The sequence below is a fragment of the Metasolibacillus sp. genome, from assembly GCF_025291715.1.
Classification (GTDB): Bacteria; Bacillota; Bacilli; order Bacillales_A; family Planococcaceae; genus Metasolibacillus; species Metasolibacillus louembei.
Genome location: NZ_JAMBIZ010000032.1, coordinates 16706 through 40418 on the forward strand (window position 1 = coordinate 16706; position 23713 = coordinate 40418).

General features: G+C 38.2%; 21 protein-coding genes. 13 read left to right on the forward strand and 8 right to left on the reverse strand.

Going from position 1 to position 23713, the window contains the following annotated elements; genetic code table 11:
* Positions 1–3 precede the first annotated feature (3 nt).
* On the forward strand, positions 4–1320 hold the full coding sequence (argH, locus tag M3Z76_RS16155) for an argininosuccinate lyase (protein WP_293928813.1): 1317 nt from the start codon (positions 4–6) through the stop codon (positions 1318–1320).
* Between the two features lie 111 nt (positions 1321–1431).
* Here the strand turns inward: argH and M3Z76_RS16160 are convergent, their stop codons facing one another.
* The gene (locus tag M3Z76_RS16160; RefSeq protein ID WP_293928815.1) at positions 1432–2733 is read right to left on the reverse strand and encodes a hypothetical protein; all 1302 of its coding nucleotides are present in this window, start codon (positions 2731–2733) and stop codon (positions 1432–1434) included.
* A 17-nt stretch (positions 2734–2750) separates the two neighbouring features.
* Positions 2751–3284, reverse strand: coding sequence for a GNAT family N-acetyltransferase (locus tag M3Z76_RS16165; protein ID WP_293928817.1), 534 nt, complete (start codon positions 3282–3284; stop codon positions 2751–2753).
* 542 nt (positions 3285–3826) lie between these two features.
* Between M3Z76_RS16165 and M3Z76_RS16170 the strand changes: the two genes are divergently transcribed.
* Genes M3Z76_RS16170 through M3Z76_RS16180 form a run of 3 tightly spaced genes read left to right on the forward strand, consistent with a single transcriptional unit; the run spans position 3827 to position 8659 of the window.
* Positions 3827–5455, forward strand: coding sequence for a diguanylate cyclase (locus M3Z76_RS16170; protein ID WP_293928819.1), 1629 nt, complete (start codon positions 3827–3829; stop codon positions 5453–5455).
* 11 nt (positions 5456–5466) lie between these two features.
* Positions 5467–5832, forward strand: a complete 366-nt coding sequence (locus M3Z76_RS16175; RefSeq protein WP_293928821.1) for a response regulator transcription factor — start codon at positions 5467–5469, stop codon at positions 5830–5832.
* The gene (locus M3Z76_RS16180; protein ID WP_293928823.1) at positions 5822–8659 is read left to right on the forward strand and encodes an ATP-binding protein; all 2838 of its coding nucleotides are present in this window, start codon (positions 5822–5824) and stop codon (positions 8657–8659) included. Before M3Z76_RS16175 ends, M3Z76_RS16180 begins: the two co-directional genes overlap by 11 nt.
* A 50-nt stretch (positions 8660–8709) precedes the next feature.
* On the opposite strand, the gene M3Z76_RS16185 is transcribed toward M3Z76_RS16180, so the two are convergent.
* The gene (locus M3Z76_RS16185) at positions 8710–9414 is read right to left on the reverse strand and encodes a hypothetical protein (protein WP_293928825.1); all 705 of its coding nucleotides are present in this window, start codon (positions 9412–9414) and stop codon (positions 8710–8712) included.
* A 147-nt stretch (positions 9415–9561) separates the two neighbouring features.
* On the opposite strand from M3Z76_RS16185, the gene M3Z76_RS16190 reads away from it, so the two are divergent.
* The 3 genes from M3Z76_RS16190 (at position 9562) to M3Z76_RS16200 (ending at position 10553) form a co-directional block, all read left to right on the forward strand.
* Positions 9562–9684 (forward strand): hypothetical protein, encoded by a 123-nt coding sequence (locus M3Z76_RS16190; protein ID WP_293928827.1) that lies wholly within the window; start codon positions 9562–9564, stop codon positions 9682–9684.
* Positions 9685–9845: 161 nt separating this feature from the next.
* Positions 9846–10145 (forward strand): hypothetical protein, encoded by a 300-nt coding sequence (locus M3Z76_RS16195; RefSeq protein ID WP_293928829.1) that lies wholly within the window; start codon positions 9846–9848, stop codon positions 10143–10145.
* Positions 10146–10217: 72 nt separating this feature from the next.
* Positions 10218–10553 (forward strand): S-Ena type endospore appendage, encoded by a 336-nt coding sequence (locus M3Z76_RS16200; RefSeq protein ID WP_293928830.1) that lies wholly within the window; start codon positions 10218–10220, stop codon positions 10551–10553.
* A gap of 48 nt (positions 10554–10601) precedes the next feature.
* Here M3Z76_RS16200 and M3Z76_RS16205 read toward each other — a convergent pair whose 3' ends face one another.
* Entirely contained in the window at positions 10602–11657 is a 1056-nt protein-coding gene (locus M3Z76_RS16205) for a glycosyltransferase family 2 protein (protein WP_293928832.1), read from the reverse strand.
* 155 nt (positions 11658–11812) lie between these two features.
* On the opposite strand from M3Z76_RS16205, the gene M3Z76_RS16210 reads away from it, so the two are divergent.
* Positions 11813–12517, forward strand: coding sequence for a 3D domain-containing protein (locus tag M3Z76_RS16210; protein ID WP_293928834.1), 705 nt, complete (start codon positions 11813–11815; stop codon positions 12515–12517).
* 57 nt (positions 12518–12574) lie between these two features.
* Here M3Z76_RS16210 and M3Z76_RS16215 read toward each other — a convergent pair whose 3' ends face one another.
* Genes M3Z76_RS16215 through M3Z76_RS16225 form a run of 3 tightly spaced genes read right to left on the reverse strand, consistent with a single transcriptional unit; the run spans position 12575 to position 16233 of the window.
* The gene (locus M3Z76_RS16215) at positions 12575–13666 is read right to left on the reverse strand and encodes a Ger(x)C family spore germination protein (protein ID WP_293928836.1); all 1092 of its coding nucleotides are present in this window, start codon (positions 13664–13666) and stop codon (positions 12575–12577) included.
* Entirely contained in the window at positions 13663–14742 is a 1080-nt protein-coding gene (locus tag M3Z76_RS16220) for a GerAB/ArcD/ProY family transporter (protein ID WP_293928838.1), read from the reverse strand. The genes M3Z76_RS16215 and M3Z76_RS16220 overlap by 4 nt, the downstream gene beginning before the upstream one ends.
* A 30-nt stretch (positions 14743–14772) precedes the next feature.
* Positions 14773–16233, reverse strand: coding sequence for a spore germination protein (locus M3Z76_RS16225; protein ID WP_293928840.1), 1461 nt, complete (start codon positions 16231–16233; stop codon positions 14773–14775).
* A 142-nt stretch (positions 16234–16375) separates the two neighbouring features.
* Here M3Z76_RS16225 and M3Z76_RS16230 point away from each other — a divergent pair, with 142 nt between their 5' ends.
* Genes M3Z76_RS16230 through M3Z76_RS16240 form a run of 3 tightly spaced genes read left to right on the forward strand, consistent with a single transcriptional unit; the run spans position 16376 to position 19588 of the window.
* On the forward strand, positions 16376–17128 hold the full coding sequence (locus M3Z76_RS16230; RefSeq protein WP_293928842.1) for a metallophosphoesterase family protein: 753 nt from the start codon (positions 16376–16378) through the stop codon (positions 17126–17128).
* An 18-nt stretch (positions 17129–17146) separates the two neighbouring features.
* Positions 17147–17578: an OsmC family protein gene (locus M3Z76_RS16235; RefSeq protein ID WP_293928843.1), complete on the forward strand. Its 432-nt coding sequence runs from the start codon at positions 17147–17149 to the stop codon at positions 17576–17578.
* Positions 17579–17590: 12 nt separating this feature from the next.
* Positions 17591–19588 carry an ABC1 kinase family protein gene (locus tag M3Z76_RS16240; RefSeq protein ID WP_293928844.1) on the forward strand — a complete coding sequence of 666 codons (1998 nt, stop codon included), beginning with the start codon at positions 17591–17593 and terminating at the stop codon, positions 19586–19588.
* A 42-nt stretch (positions 19589–19630) separates the two neighbouring features.
* Here the strand turns inward: M3Z76_RS16240 and M3Z76_RS16245 are convergent, their stop codons facing one another.
* The gene (locus M3Z76_RS16245) at positions 19631–20911 is read right to left on the reverse strand and encodes an SPFH domain-containing protein (protein ID WP_293928846.1); all 1281 of its coding nucleotides are present in this window, start codon (positions 20909–20911) and stop codon (positions 19631–19633) included.
* 314 nt (positions 20912–21225) lie between these two features.
* Here M3Z76_RS16245 and hutH point away from each other — a divergent pair, with 314 nt between their 5' ends.
* Positions 21226–22704, forward strand: a complete 1479-nt coding sequence (gene hutH, locus M3Z76_RS16250) for a histidine ammonia-lyase (protein ID WP_293928847.1) — start codon at positions 21226–21228, stop codon at positions 22702–22704.
* A 90-nt stretch (positions 22705–22794) separates the two neighbouring features.
* Entirely contained in the window at positions 22795–23673 is an 879-nt protein-coding gene (locus tag M3Z76_RS16255) for a 5'-3' exonuclease (RefSeq protein WP_293928848.1), read from the forward strand.
* Positions 23674–23713: the final 40 nt, after the last annotated feature.

Genomic DNA, 23713 nt, shown 5'->3' on the forward strand with positions numbered 1-23713 from the left:
CAAATGAAGCTTTGGGGCGGACGTTTTCGTAATGAGGAAAATAGTTTAATGGAGGAATTTAATAGCTCACTAGAAATTGACCAGCGACTTTATTTTGAGGATATTACAGGAAGCTTGGCACATGTGAAAATGCTTGTGTGTTGCGACATACTTTCTGCCACAGAGGGTGAATTAATTACAGAGGGCTTAACAGGTATTTTAGCGGATATCGAGAGCGGTGCACTGCTAATCGAAGGTGACTATGAGGATATTCATAGCTTTGTCGAAATGAATTTAATTAAGCGTATCGGTGATGTCGGGAAAAAGCTGCATACAGCACGTAGCCGCAATGACCAAACGGCGGTTGATACGAGAATGTATGCACGCAAAAAAGCACATGAAATGGTGGAAGTGCTTGAAGCATTTAAGCAAGTGTTAAAGGACAAGGCAGAAGAAAATCCATATATAATGCCAGGCTATACGCATTTACAGAGAGCACAGGTGGTCACATTTAAACATCACTTAATGGCCTATTATCAAATGTTCAACCGCGACCAAAAGCGCGTGCAAAATGCACTGGAATTGTTAAACGAAAATCCGCTTGGCTGCGGAGCACTTGCGGGGACAACACATAGCATTGACCGCACGATTACGACAAAGGAGCTTGGTTTTACAAAGCCTGTTGATAATTTTATGGACGGTGTGAGCGAGCGTGATTATGTACTAGAGCTAACTTCTGATTTCTCAATTATTATGATGCATTTAAGCCGTATGAGTGAGGAATTGATTTTATGGTGCAGCCAAGAGTTTAAGTTTATCGAAATTGATGATGCCTACGCAACAGGCAGCAGCATTATGCCCCAAAAGAAAAACCCCGATGCAGCGGAGCTAATTCGTGGCAAAACAGGGAAGGTGTATGGCGCATTATTCTCAATTTTTGCGATTATGAAGGGCATACCGTTGACGTATAATAAAGATATGCAGGAGGAGAAGGAATCGTTCTTCTATGCGATTGATACGACGCTCGCTTCCTTAAAAATTATGACGGAAATGATTCGCACATTAAAGGTCAATGAAGACAAGATGCGTGCCTCTGTGAAGCAAGGCTTTTTAAATGCGACAGAGCTAGCGGATTATTTAGTCAAAGCAGGAACACCGTTTAGAGATGCACACAGCATTGTTGGCAAGGTCGTTATTTATTGTGAAGACCACAATAAAGGGATTGAGGATTTAACATTACAGGAGCTACAGCAGTTTAGCGATGTGATTCAGTCCGATATTTATGAATATATTGATTATGATAGCATTTTAAATAAAGGGACAAAGGTTCATTTACGATAGAAATAGGCGTGTGTTTGAAAGTAATTTCAGGCACACGTTTTTTAACGGGCGAATTATATCCTTTGAACTAGAAAGAGCTGTATGAAAAGATATTGCCTTTTCATACAGCTCTTATTTTTGTGGCACAAAGCGATAAATTTTACGTGGTCTTCCTTTAACATGGTGCGTAGATTCACCAACACATTCAATCAGACCTGCTTTGCTTAAATTTGTAACGATGCGCCTTGCGTTGCGATTTTCCATAGCTAAATGGTTCGTTAAATCTAATGTTGTAAAATGCTCTGTGCCTAGTTTTAAAAGTAATGCTTGAATGCGATTGTATGTCCGCATGCTAATATTGGCTTCCTTCAAAGCTTCTAGCGATGGCGTATTCAACAATTTATTCGTGTACACAAGCTCTCGATTGTGCCCGAATTGCTCAACTATTGTCCCATCCTCCTGCACAATAAATAGCTCATGCTGTTCATGGTGGCGAGAATGTTGGTTAGCTGTCGCTGCATTCATTTCGGCTGCTAAGGCGGTTTCGCCATAGCCGATTCCTGCAATAATATGCTTATTAGCTAATAGCTTAAGTTCTTGAATTTTTTGGCGCACAATTGAAAAGTTTTTTTCGATGGCGCCACGGGTACTAAAAATAATATAGCGATGCTCACCTTGCTCTGTTAAAAAACCGTCGATATGCTCGCTTAAATTAATTAATATTTCCTTTATTTGTAGCGCTAAATATTGCTGTGTGTATGGACGAATGGAGGAAATTTCCGCCTCAATTTCTTCCATTGTAATAATACAAATACCAATTTGCGTATCTTTGAAGAACGAGGTTTTTATTTTTTCCTCTAGCACTTTACAGGCATGAAGAATTTCTGAATGGCTAATTGAATACCAATAAACGGGAATTCCTATTTGCTGTAGCGCTGTATAAACTGCCTCGAAGCTTGTAATCGCACCACATGTTTTGCCTTCCTCCCATAGCATTTTATGAAAGGCGACAAGCTCAGCCAACGTCGTCTTCGTATCATAAATTTTTAAATAGATATGAGAGGATGCAATATTCAGCTGTGTGAGCGCATCGTCTACTGCCTGCTTGGATAATTCATCAATGCTTAGTTGCTGCAAAAATACATTGGAATGATGTGCAACCTCTAAAAAAGCTTTATATAAGCTTGCTTCATTATTTTGAATTGGTATTAAATAGTCATCTGTTTGCAAATATTCCTTTGCGATGGCATAAGGCAACTGACCTGTTGGAAACCAAAAGTCAACCTCATGGTCGTGTGCCTGAATAATTTGTTTTGTTTCTTGAAAGCTTTTATAAGGCAATGCAATAAAATGTGCTTTTAGGTTTAAATTTTGTGCAAGTGAGATGACTTTATGCACAGATGTTGTAGAGCCAATTACACCAACTGTAAACATCACATGCCTCCTTTTTCCTAACCTTCAAACGCATCTGAATAACGAACAGTACCTTGTACGTTTTGGAGTGCATTCGGTACTAATTCAAGCGCCATGAAAATTTCACTTGGCACTTCAAATGGGGCGAAAATATTCCATTCTCGGGCTTGACGGAAGCCGAATTTAGGGTAGTATGCTGCATGTCCTAAAACGATGACAGATTGCTGCCCAATGTCCGCAGCTTTTTGTAATACTTCTTTAATTAATTGACTGCCAATTCCTTTGTTTTGAAATAACGGTAAAACAGATACGGGTGCAAGCGCTAAAGAATCAACCGATTTTTCGCCATCCTCAATCGTAATTTTCGATAGTAAAATATGGCCGATAATTTGATCGTCATAATCAACTGCGACTAACGAAAGCTCAGGAATAAAAGCGGAGGATTGGCGGATGCGCTGGACAAGGAAATGCTCCTTTTGGTCGCTCATATCTTCATCTAAAAAAGCTTGACGTATTACATCCTCCGTTATTTTATAATCAGCGGGACGCTCTTGTCGAATTGAAAAGTTCATACTATAAAATCTCCTTAATAAAATTCACTATACTAATTATGCACTATATTTGACCGTACTTCTATAATAATATACATTTTCTCATATTAAGCTGGCGAAAACAGCAAACGATTTGTTGCTCGCGCTTTGCGTTGTGTGCGAGTTGAAAAATTGAAACAACGCACTTAACTAATAATCAATGAAACAAACTTGAAGGCTCAAAACTAAACGTTTAAAGTACAAAGTTCAAGCATCAAAGCTCTTATTTTCTAAAGCTCAATGATTAAAGCATAAAGCTCTTTCAAATCCAAGATGCAAGGTTAAGGTTATAACAAATCATGACCGGTTGATAACCTCTTGGCAGCTATAATAGTGCAAATTCGTTCTAAAAAAGCAGTCCAAAATGGGCTGCTTTTTTAATTTGAAGCTAGATGCAAGAAAAAGGCTACATTACGATGTTACAAAAATACGAAAAATAGCATTTATTCATTCAATGCATCTATCTTTTTTATACTTGTACGATATACTTTATTCAAGATATTTTTTGATAGGAGCGTTATAAAATGGGAGCAGAAAAATACCAGCAAATGATGTATCAGCGCATGCAGACAAATTTTCTGAGGTGGAGAGAAAGGGAATCGATAAAAGAGAAGGAAGTATATGCTTTTTTGCATCAACTAAAAGGGACAGCAGGCTCAATTGGCTTACATGGTCTATCTGCTATTGCTACTGAAAAGCTGGTGAATTTAAGTGAAACGAGCGAACTGGAATGGCTGAAGGAACAATGGACAATTTATTTAAGCCCACTCATCGAGGCACTTTCCTTTTACGAGACGAATCATCATTCAGGAGAAAATGTAGAAGTTATTCAATCACTTGTCAAAAGCGATATGTCAAAAGAGTTTATATTAATTATTGATGATGATATGGTCTTTATCGCTTATTTAAAAAATGCGCTAGAGAAAAAAGGATTTTCTGTCATCGTGGCACATAATGGAAAGCGAGGGATAGAGCTTATTTATGAAGTGCAGCCTGCGCTCGTCTTTTTAGACATTGCATTGCCAGACATTGATGGCTTTTCCATTTTAAACAGCATTAAAAAAATTAAAAAGGACCGCACATTTATTGCGGTGATGAGTAGCTACCATAACAAGGAAAATCGCATTCGTGCTTATGCATTAGGCGCGATGGATTTTGTGTCAAAGCCAATTGATGAAGATATTTTATTTGCCTATGTGACAAATCGCCTTGCATATCGAAAAGAGCTGGAATATGCCATTGTCATTGATGAATTGACACAAGTTTATAATCGCAAGCATTTCGAAGGAAAATTGAAAATACTCATTGAGCGATATAAAAAAATAGGTGAAATATTCACTGTAGCAATTATTGATTTAGATTTCTTTAAAAAGGTCAATGACACATATGGACATTTAATTGGTGATGAAGTATTAAAAGGCTTTGCGGTGCTTGTAAAGGAATTAAAGCGTGAGCCAGATATTTTATGCCGATATGGTGGCGAAGAATTTGTGTTACTAATGCCAAATACGGAAGTGGATGAAGCGTATTTACTTATTGAAAAAATCCGCCAAGCAATGGAGCAAAAAGCATTTATAGCAAACGATGCTACGTTTCATGTCACATTTTCCTCAGGGTTAATGGGTGTTAATGAGCATTATATGCATTCGAAAAAGCTATTAGAGGCAGCTGACCAAGCGCTTTATGCGGCGAAAACGACAGGAAGAAATCGGGCGGTATGCTTTGACCTATCTATTGAGTATATGAAAAAGCAAAAGCAAATTAAAGTAATTGTGATTGATGATGTATATATTATTCGCGATATGCTTACAAAGCATTTTGAGGAGCTTGCTCAACATGATGAAGCCATTGCAGAAGTAGCTGCATTTAACGACGGCTTCACATTTTTATATTCAGGCTGGTACGATGAAAACTATAAATACATTATTTTATTAGATTGGATGCTACCAAATATAAGCGGTATTGAGGTGCTGAAAAAGATTCGTGCAAATTATTCATCGAAGGAAGTAATTGTGTCAATGCTGACTGGTCAAACAGGTGAAAAATATGTGCTAGAGGCATTTCAAAACGGTGCGGATGATTATATTCGTAAGCCGTTCCAAATTGCTGATGTGTCATCACGCATCCTGCGCTTAGCAGAGCGTATTTTTTAGGGGGTATAATTATGGCAAAAATTTTAGTCGTAGATGATGAAGAAATTTTACGCATGCTAATTCGAGATACGCTAGAGGATATGGGCTATGAAATTGATGAGGCAGAGGATGGACCAAGCGCTTTGCAAAAGCTAGAGGAAGCAAGCTATGATGTAATGCTACTCGACTATATGATGCCAAACTTAACAGGTATTGAAGTCATTGATAATTTGCCATCAAATGTAAGGGAGCAGCTAATAATCATTATGCTAACAGCAAAATCACAAGAGGCAGATAAGCAACGGGTGTTTGAAAAAGGGGTCGATTATTTTATGTCGAAGCCATTTAGTCCAATGAAGTTGGCGGAGTTAGTAGAGGAGGCTTTAAATGCCAAATGAATCTACTATATTGAAAAAGAGCATTCGCAAGCAATTTCTTCACACTTTCTTGCTTTTAACAAGTATTTTTTTACTATTTATTTTAGTATTTTATTTTTTAACAAATGCTCGCAACCAAGCTTTGGAGGAGCAGCAGGAAGCAATGATGGAGAAGGTTATTATTATCGATGGACTATCAGATATTTTTCATGACATTTTTTTTCGCGCTCGAGGCTACTATTCGTTTAAAAATGAGCAGGAATTACAACTGTTATATGAAGACTTAGACTTCTTAGATGAACAATTAAAAAAATATGGCAACATGGAACTGTCAGCTGATGAACGTGCTTTATATGACGAGTTGAATGAGTTTGCTGCAAATTATCGTGCCAACATCTTGCCAACAGCGATTTCCTATGTGCAGGCAGATGATTATGAGTCGCTTCGCAATTTATCAAATAGTGGAGCTAATGATGTGGTGAATCGGCTTGTCAGCTATACAAAATCCTATAAAGTGCAAACGAATGAGGAGTTAAATAATTTATTTCGAAAGACCATTCATAGAGTAGAAAATATCGCCTTGTTCTCTTTTTTGTTAAGTATAGGTATCATTCTATTGATTGGCTTTATTACACATCGAGTAACGAAAAAATTAATTAGCCCAATTGAACAATTGACAGCAGCAACAAATGCCTTTGCAGAAGGAAAGCCTTTCGCTGTGAAAAACTTGGAAAAAATGAATGATGAATTAGGTGTGTTAGCAAATGCCTTTATCAATATGACAAAGTCTATTCAAGATAAGGAGGAGGAGCTAACAACACAAAATGAAGAGCTATTAATGCAGCAGGACGAATTGCAGGAAAACCAATTACAGCTTCAGCGCTCATTAAATCAGCTTGAAAAATATAATCTGCTAAATCATGCTTTAACCTTTACACTGAATAAGCAGCAGCTTGTTGAGAACCTCCATAATTATTTAAATGATGTGTATCGCTTTGATGCGAGTATTTTAATGTGGCTTGAGGGAGATGTACAGGATACAAAAGGTTTAGCAGCTAGCTATGCCGCTGAAAGAATGCACAGCTTAGATGCTAATAAGCTGACACGCCTGGAGGAGGAGAAGTCATTTATTATTAAACGTGAGGTAGATGAGCTGGCACGTGGCATAGCTCAAACTCCGTATTATGCTTATGATATGTATGCATCCATTGTGAATGCACAAGGGAAGCTTGTAGCAGTTTTAATGGCAACTCGCGAAGGGCATAACTTTGCGGAGGATGAACAAAATGAGCTGAATGGCTTGCTGAAACGTGTATCGATTGCCTTTGATCGTATTTTAATGTATGAAGAGGTTGAGCGCTCAAGGCAGCTAAGTAAAAATATTATTGAAACAATTAATGAAGGCTTGCACCTTGTTTCAAGTGAGGGCGATACATTATTAATTAACCATGCATTTGAACAAATAATGAGCATGCCACAAACAGAGCAGCCATTTATGAAAAAGGTATGGCTACAAAAATTTGAGCTACTTTGCAAGGAGCCACGACCATTGCTTGAGTTTTTTGAAAAGGCGATTGCGGAAAGCTTTGAGGATAAACGTACATTGCGTTACGCATTAGCATTTGAGCAAGATACGTTTGTAGAGGTGTATGCAACATGTCTATTTGAAGGTAACCAAAAAATTGGTACGATTTTTGTTCATCGCGATATTACGAAAGAATATGAAATTGACAAAATGAAATCAGAGCTTGTAAGCACAGTAAGTCACGAATTGCGTACACCACTTTCCAGCATACTCGGTTTTACAGAGCTACTTTTAACAAAAACGTTAAAGCCTGAGCGTCAGCAAAAATATGTTGAAACGATTCATAAGGAGGCGCAGCGCCTGACGAATTTGATTAATGATTTCCTAGATTTGCAGCGAATGGAGTCGGGCAGACAGCAATATGTGATGAAGCCATTGCAGGTAAATGAAATTGCAATGGATGTAATTAATCGTTTTCAGCATGAAAAGAATCATCATATTCATTTAATTGATAAAGCACGCAATGTTATTGTAAAGGCAGATGAGGAACGATTAATTCAAGTGTTTTTAAATATTGTGAGCAATGCGATTAAATTTTCACCAAATGGTGGGGATGTGGCAATTTTACTGGAGAATAAAGAGCAAATGTTACAGGTTGCTATAAAGGATGAAGGAATCGGTATTGCAACAGCTGATTTATCCGATTTGTTCCAAAAATTTAAGCGCATTGATAATAGCGCTAGGCGGAAAATTGGTGGGACAGGACTTGGCTTAGCGATTTGCCGTGAAATTATTTCAATGCATAATGGCGATATTTGGATTGAGTCTGTGGAAGGCAAAGGGGCAACTGTGTACTTTACATTGCCATTAGATAATGAGTTAAGCATATTGGAGGAGCCTTCAAATTTCTCAATTTCACAAGGTGCGAATGTTATGATTGTAGAAGATGATGCTAGCTTAGCCTTACTATTATCAGAGGAATTAAAAAGCAAAGGCTTTACTGTTGTTTATCACAATAATGTGCAAAGAGCATATGAAGAAGCATTAACTACACCATTTATCGGCATCGTTGTTGATTTAATGTTAAGCGATGAGATGAGCGGCTGGGAATTGATTCAACAGTTGAAAGAAACAGAGCAAACAAGCAAAATTCCAATTGTTATTTCCTCAGCGTTAGATGAAGTGGAGGAGTTAGTGGAGAAATATGAGGTAGCAAAATATTTAACAAAGCCATATTCGCTAGAAGAGATTTCAAAGGCACTTGTACCATTCCTGATGTCGCAGGAAAATAAAGGCGATATTTTGTTCCCACAAGAAGATTGATTGTAAGAAGGCTGTCCGGAAAGATATTATCTTTTCAGACGGCCTTTTGTTTAAGAAATACGGTGACATGACCACACCATCCCTGCGGAGTTTACCCCACCTAAATTTAATCCAATTGTTAATCCATTTGCTTCGTAGTATAAATCAATCGTATCCCCAGCGTTTAATAATAAATCCCCAGCAAGTGTGACAGTACCATTTCCTAAAATAGCACGTAAAGTTAGTAAAGTGACAGACACGTTTAATAAAGGAAATAGCCCGCTAATAACATTTGTTGAAGTGTTACGTCGCATATAAAATGCAGGGTTAATGCCACTACCTAACGATAAACTAATGGTAGCAACTGTAGAATAGTTTAACGTTGCTGCAAATGAATAGCGTCCTGTTACAGGCACAGTGAATACACCTGTTGTTGGATTGAATCCGCCTGTTGAATAGTATGGAGCTGTGACAGTCCAGTTCGTAATAGCCGTTGAGCTATTTGTCACTAAGGAGCTTTTAAAAGCAGAAAAACCTTCTGTGAAAGCAGGACCTGTTGCACCAGTGGTTCCTGTAGCCCCAGTAGGACCTGTTGCACCAGTGGCTCCTGTAGCTCCAGTAGGACCTGTTGCACCAGTGGCTCCTGTAGCTCCAGTAGGACCTGTTGCACCAGTGGCTCCCGTAGCTCCAGTAGGCCCCGTATTTCCTTTACATCCTAATGCCCGATTACAATTGCAATTTTTAGAAGCGCATTTTTTGCAATTTTGTATATCCACCTCAATTCCTCCTCCCTCGTTATGTCGTTTAAATTAACTTATTCGCATGATTTAACAAGGAGGCGGACAAAGAAACTATATTTGTTAAAAAGCTCTTCATAAAATAGATAACGATCGTATGTATAAAATAGGGAGGGGGGATAATTAATGGATATGACCAAAATAGAAAAAGGAAAGCCAGTCATACTATTGGATGAAGAGGGTCAGCCTTTAACTGTTATAGGCTTTTCGCCACATTGCCCATTTATTTCGCATTTTTTTCACTTATAGCTGTTGCTGAAGACGGTCAGTGTGCCATACTTGAAATCCTTTTTCCATGTTGCTGTAAGAAAAAGCTAATTCATACGAAACAAAAAATTATTGTGGATCTAGCTTGCTTTTGCTGTGTAACAATTTGCCAGCCAATTGATGATAACTACGTATGTCATACGATGATACGTGAGAAAATATGTACGACAATTTCGGGTAGCTCTGATAGAAGTCCAAGATTTATATGGCTAAATAATATGCCTGATGTAGAAAATGTAGTGACAGTGAATGTATGTACAACGCAGCCCTTCACGATGAAAATTTATGAACAAGAAGGCATCTTTTCAACTATAGCGGTTGATGAAATATGTAAAGCGTTCACAATGCATAATATTTTATTAATAGAAATTCAATCCCATGCTAATAGTACAGTGGAATTGACGATTACATGGAAGAAAATAAAGAACATTGAGCTTGCATAGTTCGGTTGACCGATGTATCAGCATAAATAAAACATACAATAGCAATGACTTTTAAGCAAAGGAGGGGAAAGCATGGCGAAATTAGGAAGCTGTTGCGGTAATAAAACAAGTGTACACGACTCTGTCTGTCAAGATTTAACATTAGCTGATGAGACACCAGTAACAGTATGGGAAAATTCTACACCATTTGCGATTAACGGAACAATTTTAGTGGAAAATGCGAGCTCATCAACTGGCGATGTAACACTATCTGTAACAAGTAATCCCGCAACACCAGCAATTGCAGCAATTGTACCAGGTAATTCTGTATCAATAACTGCTAACAATATTACTGAAATTCAATTAGCAGGTACAGCTACTGGAGTAGCTAATGTGAAAATTTCTTATTCATTGAACTATAATTTCTAGTATGAAGCTGTGTGGAGTCTACTTCCACACAGCCTTTTGAATTCAGCACTAGTTATCGCTGCTAAACAACTGTTGAAAATACTGTTCATTATGCAATATTTGAGGATGCTGAGGAGAAAAGTTTTTTGCTTGCTTATGATGCTCGTAAGCAAGCGCATATTGTTGTAAACGATCGTAGAGTACACATAGCTGTAAATGAGGTAGCCATGTGGTAAAGGTCAAATTGCGAAATGCTGCATGTGTAGATTCTGTAATGGATAAAGCTTGTTTATACCAATAAATTGCCTGCTGATTTTTGTGCTGTTCCATAAAATAAAAGCCTAAACGACAGCATGCTTCAGGGCGTGGGGAATCAAATGTAAGGCTTCTCACAACAGCTCTAATAGCATTTGCTTCATTTTGTAATGCGTGATGACAATCCGCCAATTTAAAGCAAGCATGTATGCAGTCCTCAAGCCAGCCTTGCTCTGTTGCTAAAAATTTCTCATAGTAGTCAACAGCTTCCGCATATTTCGCATGATCTTTTAATTCATTGGCATAATAATAAAGGTCGCGTGGTGAAAATGCTTCGCCAGCTTCAAGTAATCGCTCATAAATCGCGATATTGCGCGCAGCATCATGGCTTAGTGGTCGATGACAAATTGCAATATCACTATTGATAATGGCACCATCTACCGCTAAGTATTCATGAACAGCACCGATCCATTGGAATTGACGTTGTCTTTTCACAAGACGATTTCGTCTCAAAGAATGAATAACTTTTTCTTGCTCATCGAAATCGAGATGATAATCCATTGATACAGCATCAACCGCAGTCGATAATGTTGATTTTAGCTGCTGTAATTTTGTTTGATTGTCAATTGTTAAGATATCATCTGCATCAAGCCATAAAATATAATCCTTTGTTGCTTGTTGAAAAGAGAAATTACGTGCAGCGGCAAAATGATGAATCCATGGAAAGTCGAAAATTCTTGAAGTATACTGAGCCGCAATGCTTTTTGTGGCATCCGTTGACCCAGTATCCACGATATTAATTTCATCCACAACCTGTTGAATAGAATCGAGACATCTGGCAAGTACTGCCTCTTCATTTTTTACAATCATACATAAGCTAATCGTAATGCAGGCACGTCACTCCTTTTAGGAATTTGGAAGAAAAGCGGAGAATATGTCATTTTTTTAAGAAAAATGTTTATTTTCATTTATATGCGGTAACACTAGTTGAAAATTCATTGCATCCATAAAGGAGGAGCATTATTTTGAAAACTAAACTAGTGATCATGAGCTTGGTGATGTCGTTTTTGTTGCATATAACAGCAATTTATCCAATGGCGGCAATTCCGCTGCCTCTCAGCGGTGATTTACCTATCGACTATAGCATTCATATGTGGGATGCGTTAAGCATGGAAGACTCGCAAGAAACAGGGCCAACGATTTATACTGTAGAAGAAGGGGATAATTTATATCGTATTGCCTTAACACATGGTGTACCACTTCAGTCGTTAATGGCTTGGAATGATATATCGAATACGTTAATTTTCCCTGGTGATGAGTTGACGATTTATAGCGATGGGGACGAGCCTATTATAGCTGAAGAAGAAAAGGTCGTAGCAGTTGTACCACCAAGTAACAAAACGAAAGAGGAAACTGTCGAAGTATACGAACAGCAGCAAGGTGATGAAATGGTTGTTACAGCAACTGCCTATACGGCTTATTGTGAAGGCTGTTCAGGTACGACTGCCTACGGTATCGATTTGCGAGCAAATCCAAATCAAAAGGTTATTGCTGTTGACCCAAGAGTGATTCCACTTGGAACAAAGGTATGGGTAGAAGGCTATGGAGAAGCAATTGCAGGTGATACTGGTGGTGCGATTAAAGGGCATAAAATTGATGTCTTCATTCCAGAGTATGAAAATGCGATGCAATGGGGTGTCAAAACAGTCAAAATAAAAGTTTTAAATTAATCCATATAACAATTAGGGTGTTGAGGAAACTCAACACCCTAATTTGTTTTGATTTTGTTATTTTAAGGTCCCCATACTAACGATAATTGTCCTCACTTGCACATCTACTTCTAGTTTGTCTAACACATCCTCTGTCATAGCTCGCGTCCATTTTCCCCTTGTATGCTTACGGAAGTTTTCGCTTAAACCAATTGGATCAATTTGCTGTTCATTTAATGTTTTTATAAATGCTTCGATGTTTTTTGCTAGCTGTTCATTAACTAAGTGTTCGATTTGATTGATTTCTTTCCAGCTGTTTATTTTAGCGGTATGCTCAATATTATATTCACTTAAGGTGGCTTTAATTAGCAAATGGATAGTGAGCTTTGGCTGCTGATTATCTTTATTGCTGTCTATTTTACATTTACTTTTAACGAGATTCAGTAATACTTTTGCTTCATTACGTATGTCAACAACAAGTGGTGCAAGATTTTCTCTACAAAGTAATGCTTGAACATAAACTGCTTCATTAGGTGGAATGACATCTACCATCGTATCCTCTTTAAACAAGGCAAAGCCTGAAATTTCAACGCTATCACCATGCAATTCAAGATATGGAACGATAGCATCTCTTGTAGGGGTTGTTGTCGCATAAATAAAGTCGTGAATGTTAGTGTTAGGATTAAACGCTGTGTTTACGCTAGGAAGTAGCAGATCATTTAAATAAAAATTAATATTCGGCTTATCAGGGTATTCAGCATATAGAAGATTTGCTGCTTGATCTTTAACAACCGCAATAAATGCTTTATTTCCTACTTCGGCATTACGATAAATATGTTCGATTATTTTTCTCGGCTGCCCTTTGCGAGCGAATTCCTCGCTAATTAAAATAACACGTAATTGGTTCAATACGACCTTTCGATCAGATTGTGCCTCTATTTTGACAATACCTTGTGATACCAAATCTGTTTCTACAGAAAATACTTTCGTATCCTTTTCTGCTTCCTGTGAATATTGCGGAATAGCTACAGTTAGTTTTGTGACATTTTCATCAATATAATCAAATGCCATAATCCCAATCATATCGACTTCCTCTATTGGAATTTTCCGTTCTTCAGAGCAGCCAGCGACAAATAATAGAAGAAAAATAATCAATAATTTACTATTCATTGATGCACCTGCTTTTTTCGAAATAAATAAATGATAAATAAAAAAATAGGCCAAAGAAGGAATAAATAAAATATATAGTTATTGATCGTAAAGATTTTTTCTTTCAAATGCTGAGAAAGAGGTAAAATGAGTAGGATAAAAATAATTGCAATTAAACTATATAAAGGAATATGTGACTTCGGTAAAATGAGTGTTTTGAAGCCCTCGTTTGCCGCCCACAAATATAAAGCGACAGTAGAATAAACTAAGAAAACCCATAGCGTCATTCCGATAATATCAGCACGTTCAATAAAGGAATACTCACCAGCCTTAAAAATATTTAGAACAGCAAATTCCACATTGCTTAACTGCCATTCGGAAAAATACATAACACTTACACTTGTAGTAATTAACATTAAAAAACCAGATATCCAAATGCCTATCGTTGCATATTTGAAGGCGCTTTTTTGCTGAATAATAAAAGGAAAATAAAATAGGATAAGTTCATATCCTAAAAAAGATACGTAGCCTTTTTTTGTGGCCTCATAAAATTCTGGAAATGTAAAATTGAATATAGGGAAAAAATGACTAAACTCTCCTTTTTGAATTGCCCATTTTATCAGCAATAACATCGGTAATGTAATAAAAAATGTCATAATTGAAAAGCGTGCAATATTAAAAATACCACCTTTAACTAAATAAATAAGTAATATTAAAAAAAAGATAACAGGGAGAGGGATTGTCTGTTCAGGCAATGCCGTACTTTGAATGAGTAGCATATAGCTATTAATAGCATCCACGCAAATTATTACAAATATAATAATGAGTAGAATATTAAAGAACTTTCCAAGCACCTTTCCTAATAATATTTCATTTATTTGAAATAAATTATAATTAGGAAATTTAGAGCTAAGCTTTACCATTGGCCATAAAGTGATTGTGGCAATACAAGCGAAAAAAAGTGGCATAAACGCTTGACTATAGCCCATGGAACTTAATTTCTGGGGGAGCTGTAAAATGCCTGTTCCAATTAAACAGCTCTGTGCTAAAAATAATACATGCACTTTCGTTAATACTTTCTTTTGGGTTATTTTCATGTTTTATTCATCCTCATTTTAGCAAGTGCATTAGCTTTTTTGACTTTTAGAAATACCCATTCGATTTTTTAAAAAATTCATTGGAAAGCGAACCACACTATTGAATAAATCTGTCCATTTACGTGGAATAAAGGGCGCTATATAAGGCTCTCCTAAGGAGCGAAGGCTTAACAAATGGATGATAAGCCATGCAAATGCTAACATTTGTCCAAACAAGCCGAATAAGCCTGCTGCAATAATAAAAAAATAACGAACTAATCTACTTGTATTACTCATTAAAAAAGTAGGTGGTAAAAAAGATAGCAGTGCAGATGTTGCCACAAGTACAATTAAAATATTACTAATTAACCCTGCTTCAACAGCCGCTGTACCAATTACGATACCACCAACAATACCAATCGTTTGACCAACCTTTGCAGGCATTCGTGATCCTGCCTCGCGTAATACTTCAATAATTAACTCAATAAATAATACTTCAAACAATGGCGGAAAAGGCACCTGACTTCGAGATTCCTGTAGATTCAACAATAGCTCATACGGCAATAATTCAGGATGAAAGGTCAGTGTTGATATATACATCGGTGTAATCATAATCGTTAAAAAAAAGCCAAAAAATCGTAGGGAGCGTAACAATGTAGCGGTTGTCCAGCGATTGTAATAATCCTCAATCGTAGTAAACATTTCGAAAAAAGACGTCGGACATATAATGACTGTTGGACTATTATCCATTAATAAAGCAATTCGGCCATCTAATAAATAGTGTGTAATGGTATCAGGTCTTACACTTATATAATATTGAGGAAAAGGAGAAAGAGGGTTATCCTCAATCAGCTGTTTTAACACCGTAATATCTAATAATGGCGGTACCTCAATTTGCTGAAGGCGTTTTCTCAGCCTTTTCAACAACTTTTTATTGACGATATTGTCCATATACATAATCGAAATTTGATATTGGTTTTGAGAGCCGAGGCAAATGCTCTCGTTTTTCAAGGAATGCTCTTGAATACGTCTTCGTATCAATGAAATATTTGTTGTTAATGACTCTGTAAAGGCATCTTGCGGACCGATGACAGTGGATTCAACCTCTGTTTCTGCAATAGCACGAACCGGTGCACTATATGTGTCGAGTGCTAAAAACTGCTTTGTTTCATGAAAATATAAAATTGTATAGCCTGCATTAATTTTATTTTCAAGCTTAGCAATTTGGTTATACGCTAGTTGCTCAGCAGTTTGCTGAATTTGATATATAGAGTGAGTTAACGGTGCAAGCACAACTGCTTGTAAAGTCATTTTTTCAATAAGTGAGCTTGAAAATATAATTGTTACAGGCCCTTCACTCGTTAATTTTCTTTGAAAAACGATATCGCTAGAATGATCTGAGAGGAGCTGTAAAAGCTGTAATGTATATTGCGCATTGCTGCTATATTTTGTATTGATTTTTTTACGCAACTTACCAGATGAAGTTCGAATTATTATTTTCAATAATACCATTGCCTTTCCTTCTTGATTATCATAGTTTAGACTGTTTATAGAAGTTGTATACGATAATAATTAGAGAAAATACTGTTGAAATAACATAGCACCAGTATTGAAAGGCAATAATTTAGGAATAAAGTTGTGGAGAGATGGAAAAATGGAAAAGGTGTTTGTCATAGCAGATATACACGGTCACTATAGTCAGCTAGAGAAATTGTTAACACAATGGCGACCAGAGGAAGAGCAGCTGATATTTTTAGGAGATTATATCGATCGAGGGCAGGAGAGCTTAGCAGTTTTACAGAAAGTTAAATCACTAACAGAACAAGGTGCTATTGCATTAACAGGCAATCATGAGCAGTTATTTTTAAGGTGGCTAGCTGATGTTGAGTATACGCATTACCTAGGAAATAATATCGGTGGAACCGCGACGATTACTAGCTTCCAGCAACCCGAATGGACGGCAAATACACCTGAGGAAACAGCGCAAAACATTACACAACATTATTCTGAGCTAGTACAATGGATGAAAGCTTTGCCACTATTTTATCGCTGGAATCAATATTTCTTTGTGCATGGTGGCATTGACCCTGAAAAAGAGGATGCAGCACAAACAGAGCCACGCGATTTAATATGGATTCGCGATAAATTTCACCATACACCGCATGTTGCAAAGGAAACCGTTATATTTGGGCATACACCAACACCTTATTTAAATGAAGATGGCACAGGAAAGCTATGGATTTCTCCTTGTGGAAAAAAGATAGGCCTTGATGGCGGTGTCATTATGCAAGGTGGTCAATTAAACGGCATTGTATTAACACAAGGAACGAATGAAATCATTGTGCACTCTGTTATGGGAGATCGCTTAACAACGGTAACTAAAATGCTTTCAGCAACGTCTTGTTAATAATAGGAGGGATTAGCTATGCAACATACATTTGTTTTGCAGACGAAGTGGGATGGTGGAAGGAATGCGGTAGGTGATTTGCAGGCACAGCGTTTACAGACGCAAATATCCATTCCACCTGAAATGGATGGCCCAGGCATTGGAACAAACCCAGATGAAATGCTGCTAGGTGCAGCAGCAACATGCTATATTATTTCGCTTGCAGCGATGCTAGAAAGAGCAAATATCAAGGCAACACTCGACATGCAGTCAGATGGTATTGTCGATGTAACGAATGGCGTTTTTACATATCAACAAATTATTCATAAGTTAACGCTCAAGCTTGCTGAGCGCACAGAGAAAAATGAAAAAATGGCAGAGCGACTGGCATTTAAGGCAGAATCTACTTGCATGATTAGCAAGGCATTAAAAGGCAATGTAGAGGTATTAGTGAAATTAACGATAGAGTAAGGAGAGAAGAAGATGAGTGGCTTACATTTTGTTATACAAGTTGTGTTATTTTCCATCGTCATCTTTTTTCTGAGCGGACGTTTAATTGGTTCACAAGTTAATTTATTACGAAGAATTTTATCCGTTGTTTTAAGTGTTGCATTAACGACATTTGTTTTTTGGTACACATATGTACGAGGGACGGATTATTGGACAGGCGATATGGTGCAAAATGTCATCAATGTCGCAACATTGCTATGGGTCGGTAGTATGCTGTTGATTTCAATGCTATTTTATTTATTATTTGAGCTATTTGACCCGATTGCGATTGACGAAAATGGCGTACGCATCAAAGGAAGAAAATCCTTGATTATGCGTGTTATACAGCAATGGCGTAGGCAAAAGCGGCTACGACAAGTTGTCCAAATTGCCGTAACAAACGGCATTACACGTACTGTGAAATATGCGCGCAATCGAGATAACGACCGTGAATTAGCGATTGCCCTACGCGATACACTAGAGCAATGTGGAGGTATTTTTATTAAATTTGGGCAAGTATTATCAACACGTAAGGAATTATTTTCACCTGTCTTTATTGACGAGCTTAAAAAGCTACAGCAAAATGTTAAGCCTTTAACAGAGGAGCAAGTCAACGCTGTATTACAAGCCAACTTAGCACAGCCAATGGAAGAGGTATTTTCATACTTTAGTCAAGAGCCTATTGCAGCTGCGTCCATTGGGCAAGTCCACAAAGCGGTATTGCGTGCTACAAATGAGCAAGTAGCTGTAAAGCTGCTGCGCCCTGATGTGAAGGAAATTATGCGAGATGATTTAAGCATTTTAGTAGAATTTGCACAATGGGTATCAAGCAAATCGATGTGGGCTGAAAATTTAGGCTTCCGCGATTTAGCGGTTGGCTTTGCCTCCTCATTAATGGAGGAAATTGATTTTCAAATTGAAGCACGCAATACGCAGCAAGTTGCGAATGTACTGCGAGGAAGCGAGTATAAAGTTTATATTCCTAAAATTTATACACAATATAGCAATTCCAATATTTTAGTGATGGAATATATAGATGGGAAATCAGTTGCACAGGCAGAGACATTATATGAGCATTTTCAAATTGACCGTCATTTGCTAGCGAAAAATTTATTTCATAGCTTTTTAGAGCAAGCTTTAGTGTCAGGCATTTTCCATGCAGACCCGCATCCAGGAAATATTTATATCACAAGCCGTACAGGGATGCTGACGATGCTTGATTTTGGTGCAGTTGGACGCCTTGCAGAAAAGCAGCAGGATGGCTTAAAGCAATTTTTAATTGGTATTGCCTTGAATGATGCCAACGTAGTTTATGAGGGAATTACGGAATTGGTAGATAATGCGATGGAAGTGAATGAGGAAGAGGTGGAGCAGGCAATAGGGCAAGTGTTGCTGAAAATTTCCTATGCAGAGAATGTGCAAACAGATGAGCTAATCTATTCCATCTTCTCAATTGTCCGCGAGTTTGGCTTGCACTTTTATCCGTCTGTTAGTACTGCATTGCGTGCGCTTGTTACATTGGATGGGACGTTAAGCATAATCGATCCGAAGTTTGCCATTTTCCAAGAGGCAAGAGAGTTTTCAAGCCATTATATTGAAGCGAGCATGAAGCGCCCATTTAAAGAGCCCTTAGCGACAAAAAATCGCTTAGAGGAAGAGCTAGCACTCATTTTGCCAATGGTGAGAAAAATACCGCGCCGTATGAATAGAATGTTTAAAAAGATGGAGAGCGGTAAAATCATTTTGCATCATGATGTATTTTCGGATAAGCATAATGCGATGTTCGTGACCCAATTATTTTCACGCTTTGTTTTGCTTTTTGTTGGTATTACATTCGGTATTATTTCAGTTGCACTGCTCGCCATTTCGCAATTTATGCATACAGCCTATGCTATTTATTTAAATACGATTGCTTATGTTGGGTTATTTTTATGTGCGATTTTACTTGTGCGTTTATCGATTCAAGCGATTCGTGATATGAAGAGAACATAGGTCAGTAACAAAAAACAAGGGGGCGAAGTAAGCCCCCTTGTTTTATACGTGGTCGTTCGCATCAATCACATCGCCACACTCCGGACAGAATTTTGGTACTGTCCCATCGGCTTGCCAGCCACATTTATCACATTTAATATTTGCAGGCTTTGCTGCGCCACATTCTTTACAAAACTTACCTTCATTTTGTGTGCCACATGAGCAAGTCCAGCTAGTCGCTTGAGGCTGTGGCTTTCCACATTCCGAGCAGAATTTACCTGTATTCGTTGCACCGCATGAGCAAGTCCAGCCTGCTGTTGCATTTTGTGTAGGCTGCTGTTGCCCCATTTTAAATAAATCCTGTGCATTGACACCGCCAGCCTGTGCCGCCATATTCATTCCAGCAAAGCCAACGAAGGCACCTGCGTCGTTTTGTGCCGCCATTTTCATCGCATCGCTTTGTGCCCCAATCATTGTAGCGGCAGCCATATTTGGATTACGCAATACGGCATTTTTTTGTAAATCCTTCATCATTTTTTCGTCTTCTTCAGAGGCTTTTACTGTATTGACACCAAACGAAATAATTTGGATACCGCGTAATTTACCCCATTTTTCAGACAAGACATCATTTAATGCTTGTGCTAGCTCCATTGTACGTCCTGGTAAAGAGCTGTAGCGAATGCCCATTTCTGAAATTTTTGCAAAGGCAGGCTGCAATGCCGTTAATAATTCCGAGCGTAATTGGCTCTCAATTTCCTCGCGACGAAATTCCGATTGCACGTTGCCTGAGACGTTTGTATAGAAAAGAATAGGGTCCATAATCTTAAAGGAATACTCCCCATTACAGCGAATGGAAATATCGATATCTAGCCCAATATTTGTATCAATGACACGGAATGGAACAGGTGTCGGTGTGCCATATTTGTTTCCTGGAATTTCCTTTGTGTTAAAGAAGTAAACGCGTTGATCCTTTGGCGCTGCGCCACCAAACGCGACACGCTTACCAAATTGCTTAAATGATTCAATAATATTTTCTTTTAAATCTCCATAGAAAATACTTGGCTCTGTCGATGTATCATAAACAAATTCACCAGCTTCAGCACAAAACTCAACGATTTGTCCTTGGTCCACGATAATCATCGCTTGTCCTTCATTAATCGCAATAATTGAGCCATTGCTTATAATATTGTCGCTACCTTTAAAGTTAAAGCCGCGTTTTCCACGTTTATTAACACCTTTTGTAATTAACACATCTGCTGGGATTGACTCACAATAAAAATATTCTCTCCACTGATCTGCTAAAACACCTGTTGCTGCTCCAATACCTGCTTTTAATAAACCCATAAAAAAACTCCTCTCTTATATCTACTTATCAATAGTATACTGTCTTTTTTGAAAAAAAGATTCATTTGTTTTTATTGTCAGTAGAAAAATATCGCTCTGCTTTAGTAGACCATCAAAGGTTATAGGTACAGACAATCGCCTTTTTAGTTTTTTTGAAAATAGGATAAAAAAACAGAGTGATTATAATTATATTGAAATATTAAATTACTTTTTTGCTCTATTGCAGTAAAGGAATTTGCTGAAAAAATGACTAGAAAAATATTATTTTTTAGCTAATAATATGAGGAGAGAAACAAATTAAAGGGGATGGCAATATGATACTTTTAAATGGTAGTGATTTAACAATTGAACAAATGAAAGCGATTTTATATAAAGGTGAAACGATAGCGATTGATGAGGCAGCAAAGCAACGCGTTTTAAAAAGCCGGGAGCATGTAGAGCGCATCGTACGCGATGATAAAACGGTGTATGGTATTAATACTGGCTTTGGGAAATTTAGCGACGTAAAAATTGAAGAGGCAGAAGTTGGCGCATTACAAATTAATTTAATCCGCTCACATGCTTGTGGCTTTGGTGAATTATTCCCAGAAGTGGTGACACGAGCGATGACAGTGCTACGTTTAAATGCCTTGTTAAAAGGGTTTTCAGGCATTCGCTATGAGGTATTAGAGCGCCTTGCAATGATGGTTAATGAAAAAATTCATCCAGCAATTCCGCAACAGGGCTCGCTTGGTGCATCAGGTGACCTAGCGCCATTATCTCATTTAGTCTTAACATTAATCGGTGAGGGCGAAGTGTTGCGCGATGGTCAAGTGCTGGCAGCTAAGGATGTGTGGAGCAAATACGATGTTGCCCCAATCGTTTTACAGGCAAAGGAAGGTCTTGCCTTAATTAATGGTACACAAGCAATGACAGCACAAGGCGTTGTCAATTATATTGAAGCAGAAAAGCTAGCATATGCGAGTGAATGGATTAGCGGCTTAACATTGGAAAGCTTGCGTGGAATTAAAGATGCATTCCACCCAGCTGTACATGAGGTGCGTGGCTTTAAAGAGCAAAGCGATGTAGCAGCACGTATGCGCGAGTGGTTTGAAGGTAGTGAGCTAATGACAGCACAAGGTGAACTACGCGTTCAAGATCCATATTCATTACGCTGTATTCCACAAATTCATGGAGCAAGCTGGCAAGTATTAAATTACGTGAAAGAAAAGCTAGAAATCGAAATGAATGCAGCAACGGACAACCCATTAATTTTCGATGAAGAGGATATCGTCATTTCAGGCGGTAACTTCCACGGACAGCCAATTGCCTTTGCGATGGATTTCTTAAAAATCGGCGTATCGGAATTAGCAAATGTATCAGAGCGTCGCATTGAGCGTTTAGTAAACCCAGCATTAAGTGAGGGGCTACCAGCATTTTTAAGTGCACATCAAGGTTTGCAATCAGGTGCAATGATTTTACAATATGCGGCAGCTAGCCTTGTATCAGAAAATAAAACATTAGCACATCCAGCCTCTGTCGACTCGATTCCGTCTTCTGCTAACCAAGAGGATCATGTCAGCATGGGAACAACAGGCGCACGTCATGCCTATAATATTATTGCGAATACGCGCCGTGTACTAGCAATTGAAGCATTTTGCGCAGCGACAGCTGTTGAGTATCGAGGTGTGGAAAAAATGGCACCAAAGCTACATGAAAAATGGCAGGAAATTCGTGAGATTGCAGCGGGTATTACAGAGGACCGTGTTTTCAATAAAGATGTCGAGAAAATTGCGCAATATTTAATGCCTTAATTATTTAGGAAGAAGCTGTTCGCAAAGGAGACGAGCAGCTTTTTTTAGATTTATTCCATGTTATACTAGTAAGTGACTGGAGGAATACATATGGAAAAACCACATTTACTCATTGTTGATGGTATGGCATTATTGTTTCGCTCATTTTTCGCCTCTGCGGCAATGAACCAATATATTCGCTTAGATGATGGCACGCCAACAAACGGTGTACAAGGCTTTGCACGCCATGTGCTGACAGCGCAAAATTTAATGCAGCCGACACATGTCGCCGTATGCTGGGATATGGGGATGCATACATTCCGCAATGATTTATTCGATGGCTATAAGGCGAACCGACCTGCTCCACCTGAGGAAATGTTACCGCAATTCGATATGGCAAAGGATGTATCACAGTTGATTGGCTGGAAAAACTTCGGCATTAGTGGCTTAGAGGCGGATGATTTAATCGGCTCAATGATTGAAAAATGGAAGGGCGATGCGAATATTACGGTCATCAGTGGTGATCGCGATCTATTGCAATTGCTCAATCCTGCGACAACTTTAGCTTTTACGAAAAAAGGCTATACTGAATATGATACGTATACAGAGCAGCGCTTCCGTGAGGAATACGGCATCGCACCAAAGCAATTTGCAGAGGTAAAGGCATTTATGGGTGATACGAGCGATGGTTATCCGGGTGTCAAAGGCATTGGCCCGAAAACGGCTTTGCAGCTTATTCAAACATATCACTCAATTGAAGGAGTATTAGCAGCAATCGATGAATTGAAGCCTGCACAGCGCACGAAAATTAATGATAATATGGATATGCTAAAGCTATCGCATCAACTGGCAACAATTCAATGCGATGCAGCAATTGAAGCAGAGCTACATGAGTTAGCTGTGCCAGCATTTAGTGACTCAGTTGTATCGCAATTGGAAAATCGCGGCTTGCGCTTAATTACGCGCCATGCAAGATCTTTAGGATTATAGTATTGACGCCAGATAAAAATTTCGTAATAATAGAATAAAA

Coding starts and splice junctions, on each gene's coding strand:
- argH (WP_293928813.1), top strand. CDS start 4: ATGAAGCTTTGGGGCGGACGTTTTCGTAATGAGGAAAATAGTTTAATG.
- M3Z76_RS16230 (WP_293928842.1), top strand. CDS start 16,376: ATGGAAAAGGTGTTTGTCATAGCAGATATACACGGTCACTATAGTCAG.
- M3Z76_RS16195 (WP_293928829.1), top strand. CDS start 9,846: ATGATACGTGAGAAAATATGTACGACAATTTCGGGTAGCTCTGATAGA.
- M3Z76_RS16255 (WP_293928848.1), top strand. CDS start 22,795: ATGGAAAAACCACATTTACTCATTGTTGATGGTATGGCATTATTGTTT.
- M3Z76_RS16240 (WP_293928844.1), top strand. CDS start 17,591: ATGAGTGGCTTACATTTTGTTATACAAGTTGTGTTATTTTCCATCGTC.
- M3Z76_RS16160 (WP_293928815.1), bottom strand. CDS start 2,733: ATGTTTACAGTTGGTGTAATTGGCTCTACAACATCTGTGCATAAAGTC.
- M3Z76_RS16175 (WP_293928821.1), top strand. CDS start 5,467: ATGGCAAAAATTTTAGTCGTAGATGATGAAGAAATTTTACGCATGCTA.
- M3Z76_RS16165 (WP_293928817.1), bottom strand. CDS start 3,284: ATGAACTTTTCAATTCGACAAGAGCGTCCCGCTGATTATAAAATAACG.
- hutH (WP_293928847.1), top strand. CDS start 21,226: ATGATACTTTTAAATGGTAGTGATTTAACAATTGAACAAATGAAAGCG.
- M3Z76_RS16205 (WP_293928832.1), bottom strand. CDS start 11,657: ATGATTGTAAAAAATGAAGAGGCAGTACTTGCCAGATGTCTCGATTCT.
- M3Z76_RS16200 (WP_293928830.1), top strand. CDS start 10,218: ATGGCGAAATTAGGAAGCTGTTGCGGTAATAAAACAAGTGTACACGAC.
- M3Z76_RS16190 (WP_293928827.1), top strand. CDS start 9,562: ATGGATATGACCAAAATAGAAAAAGGAAAGCCAGTCATACTATTGGAT.
- M3Z76_RS16170 (WP_293928819.1), top strand. CDS start 3,827: ATGGGAGCAGAAAAATACCAGCAAATGATGTATCAGCGCATGCAGACA.
- M3Z76_RS16245 (WP_293928846.1), bottom strand. CDS start 20,911: ATGGGTTTATTAAAAGCAGGTATTGGAGCAGCAACAGGTGTTTTAGCA.
- M3Z76_RS16235 (WP_293928843.1), top strand. CDS start 17,147: ATGCAACATACATTTGTTTTGCAGACGAAGTGGGATGGTGGAAGGAAT.
- M3Z76_RS16220 (WP_293928838.1), bottom strand. CDS start 14,742: ATGAAAATAACCCAAAAGAAAGTATTAACGAAAGTGCATGTATTATTT.
- M3Z76_RS16180 (WP_293928823.1), top strand. CDS start 5,822: ATGCCAAATGAATCTACTATATTGAAAAAGAGCATTCGCAAGCAATTT.
- M3Z76_RS16215 (WP_293928836.1), bottom strand. CDS start 13,666: ATGAATAGTAAATTATTGATTATTTTTCTTCTATTATTTGTCGCTGGC.
- M3Z76_RS16225 (WP_293928840.1), bottom strand. CDS start 16,233: ATGGTATTATTGAAAATAATAATTCGAACTTCATCTGGTAAGTTGCGT.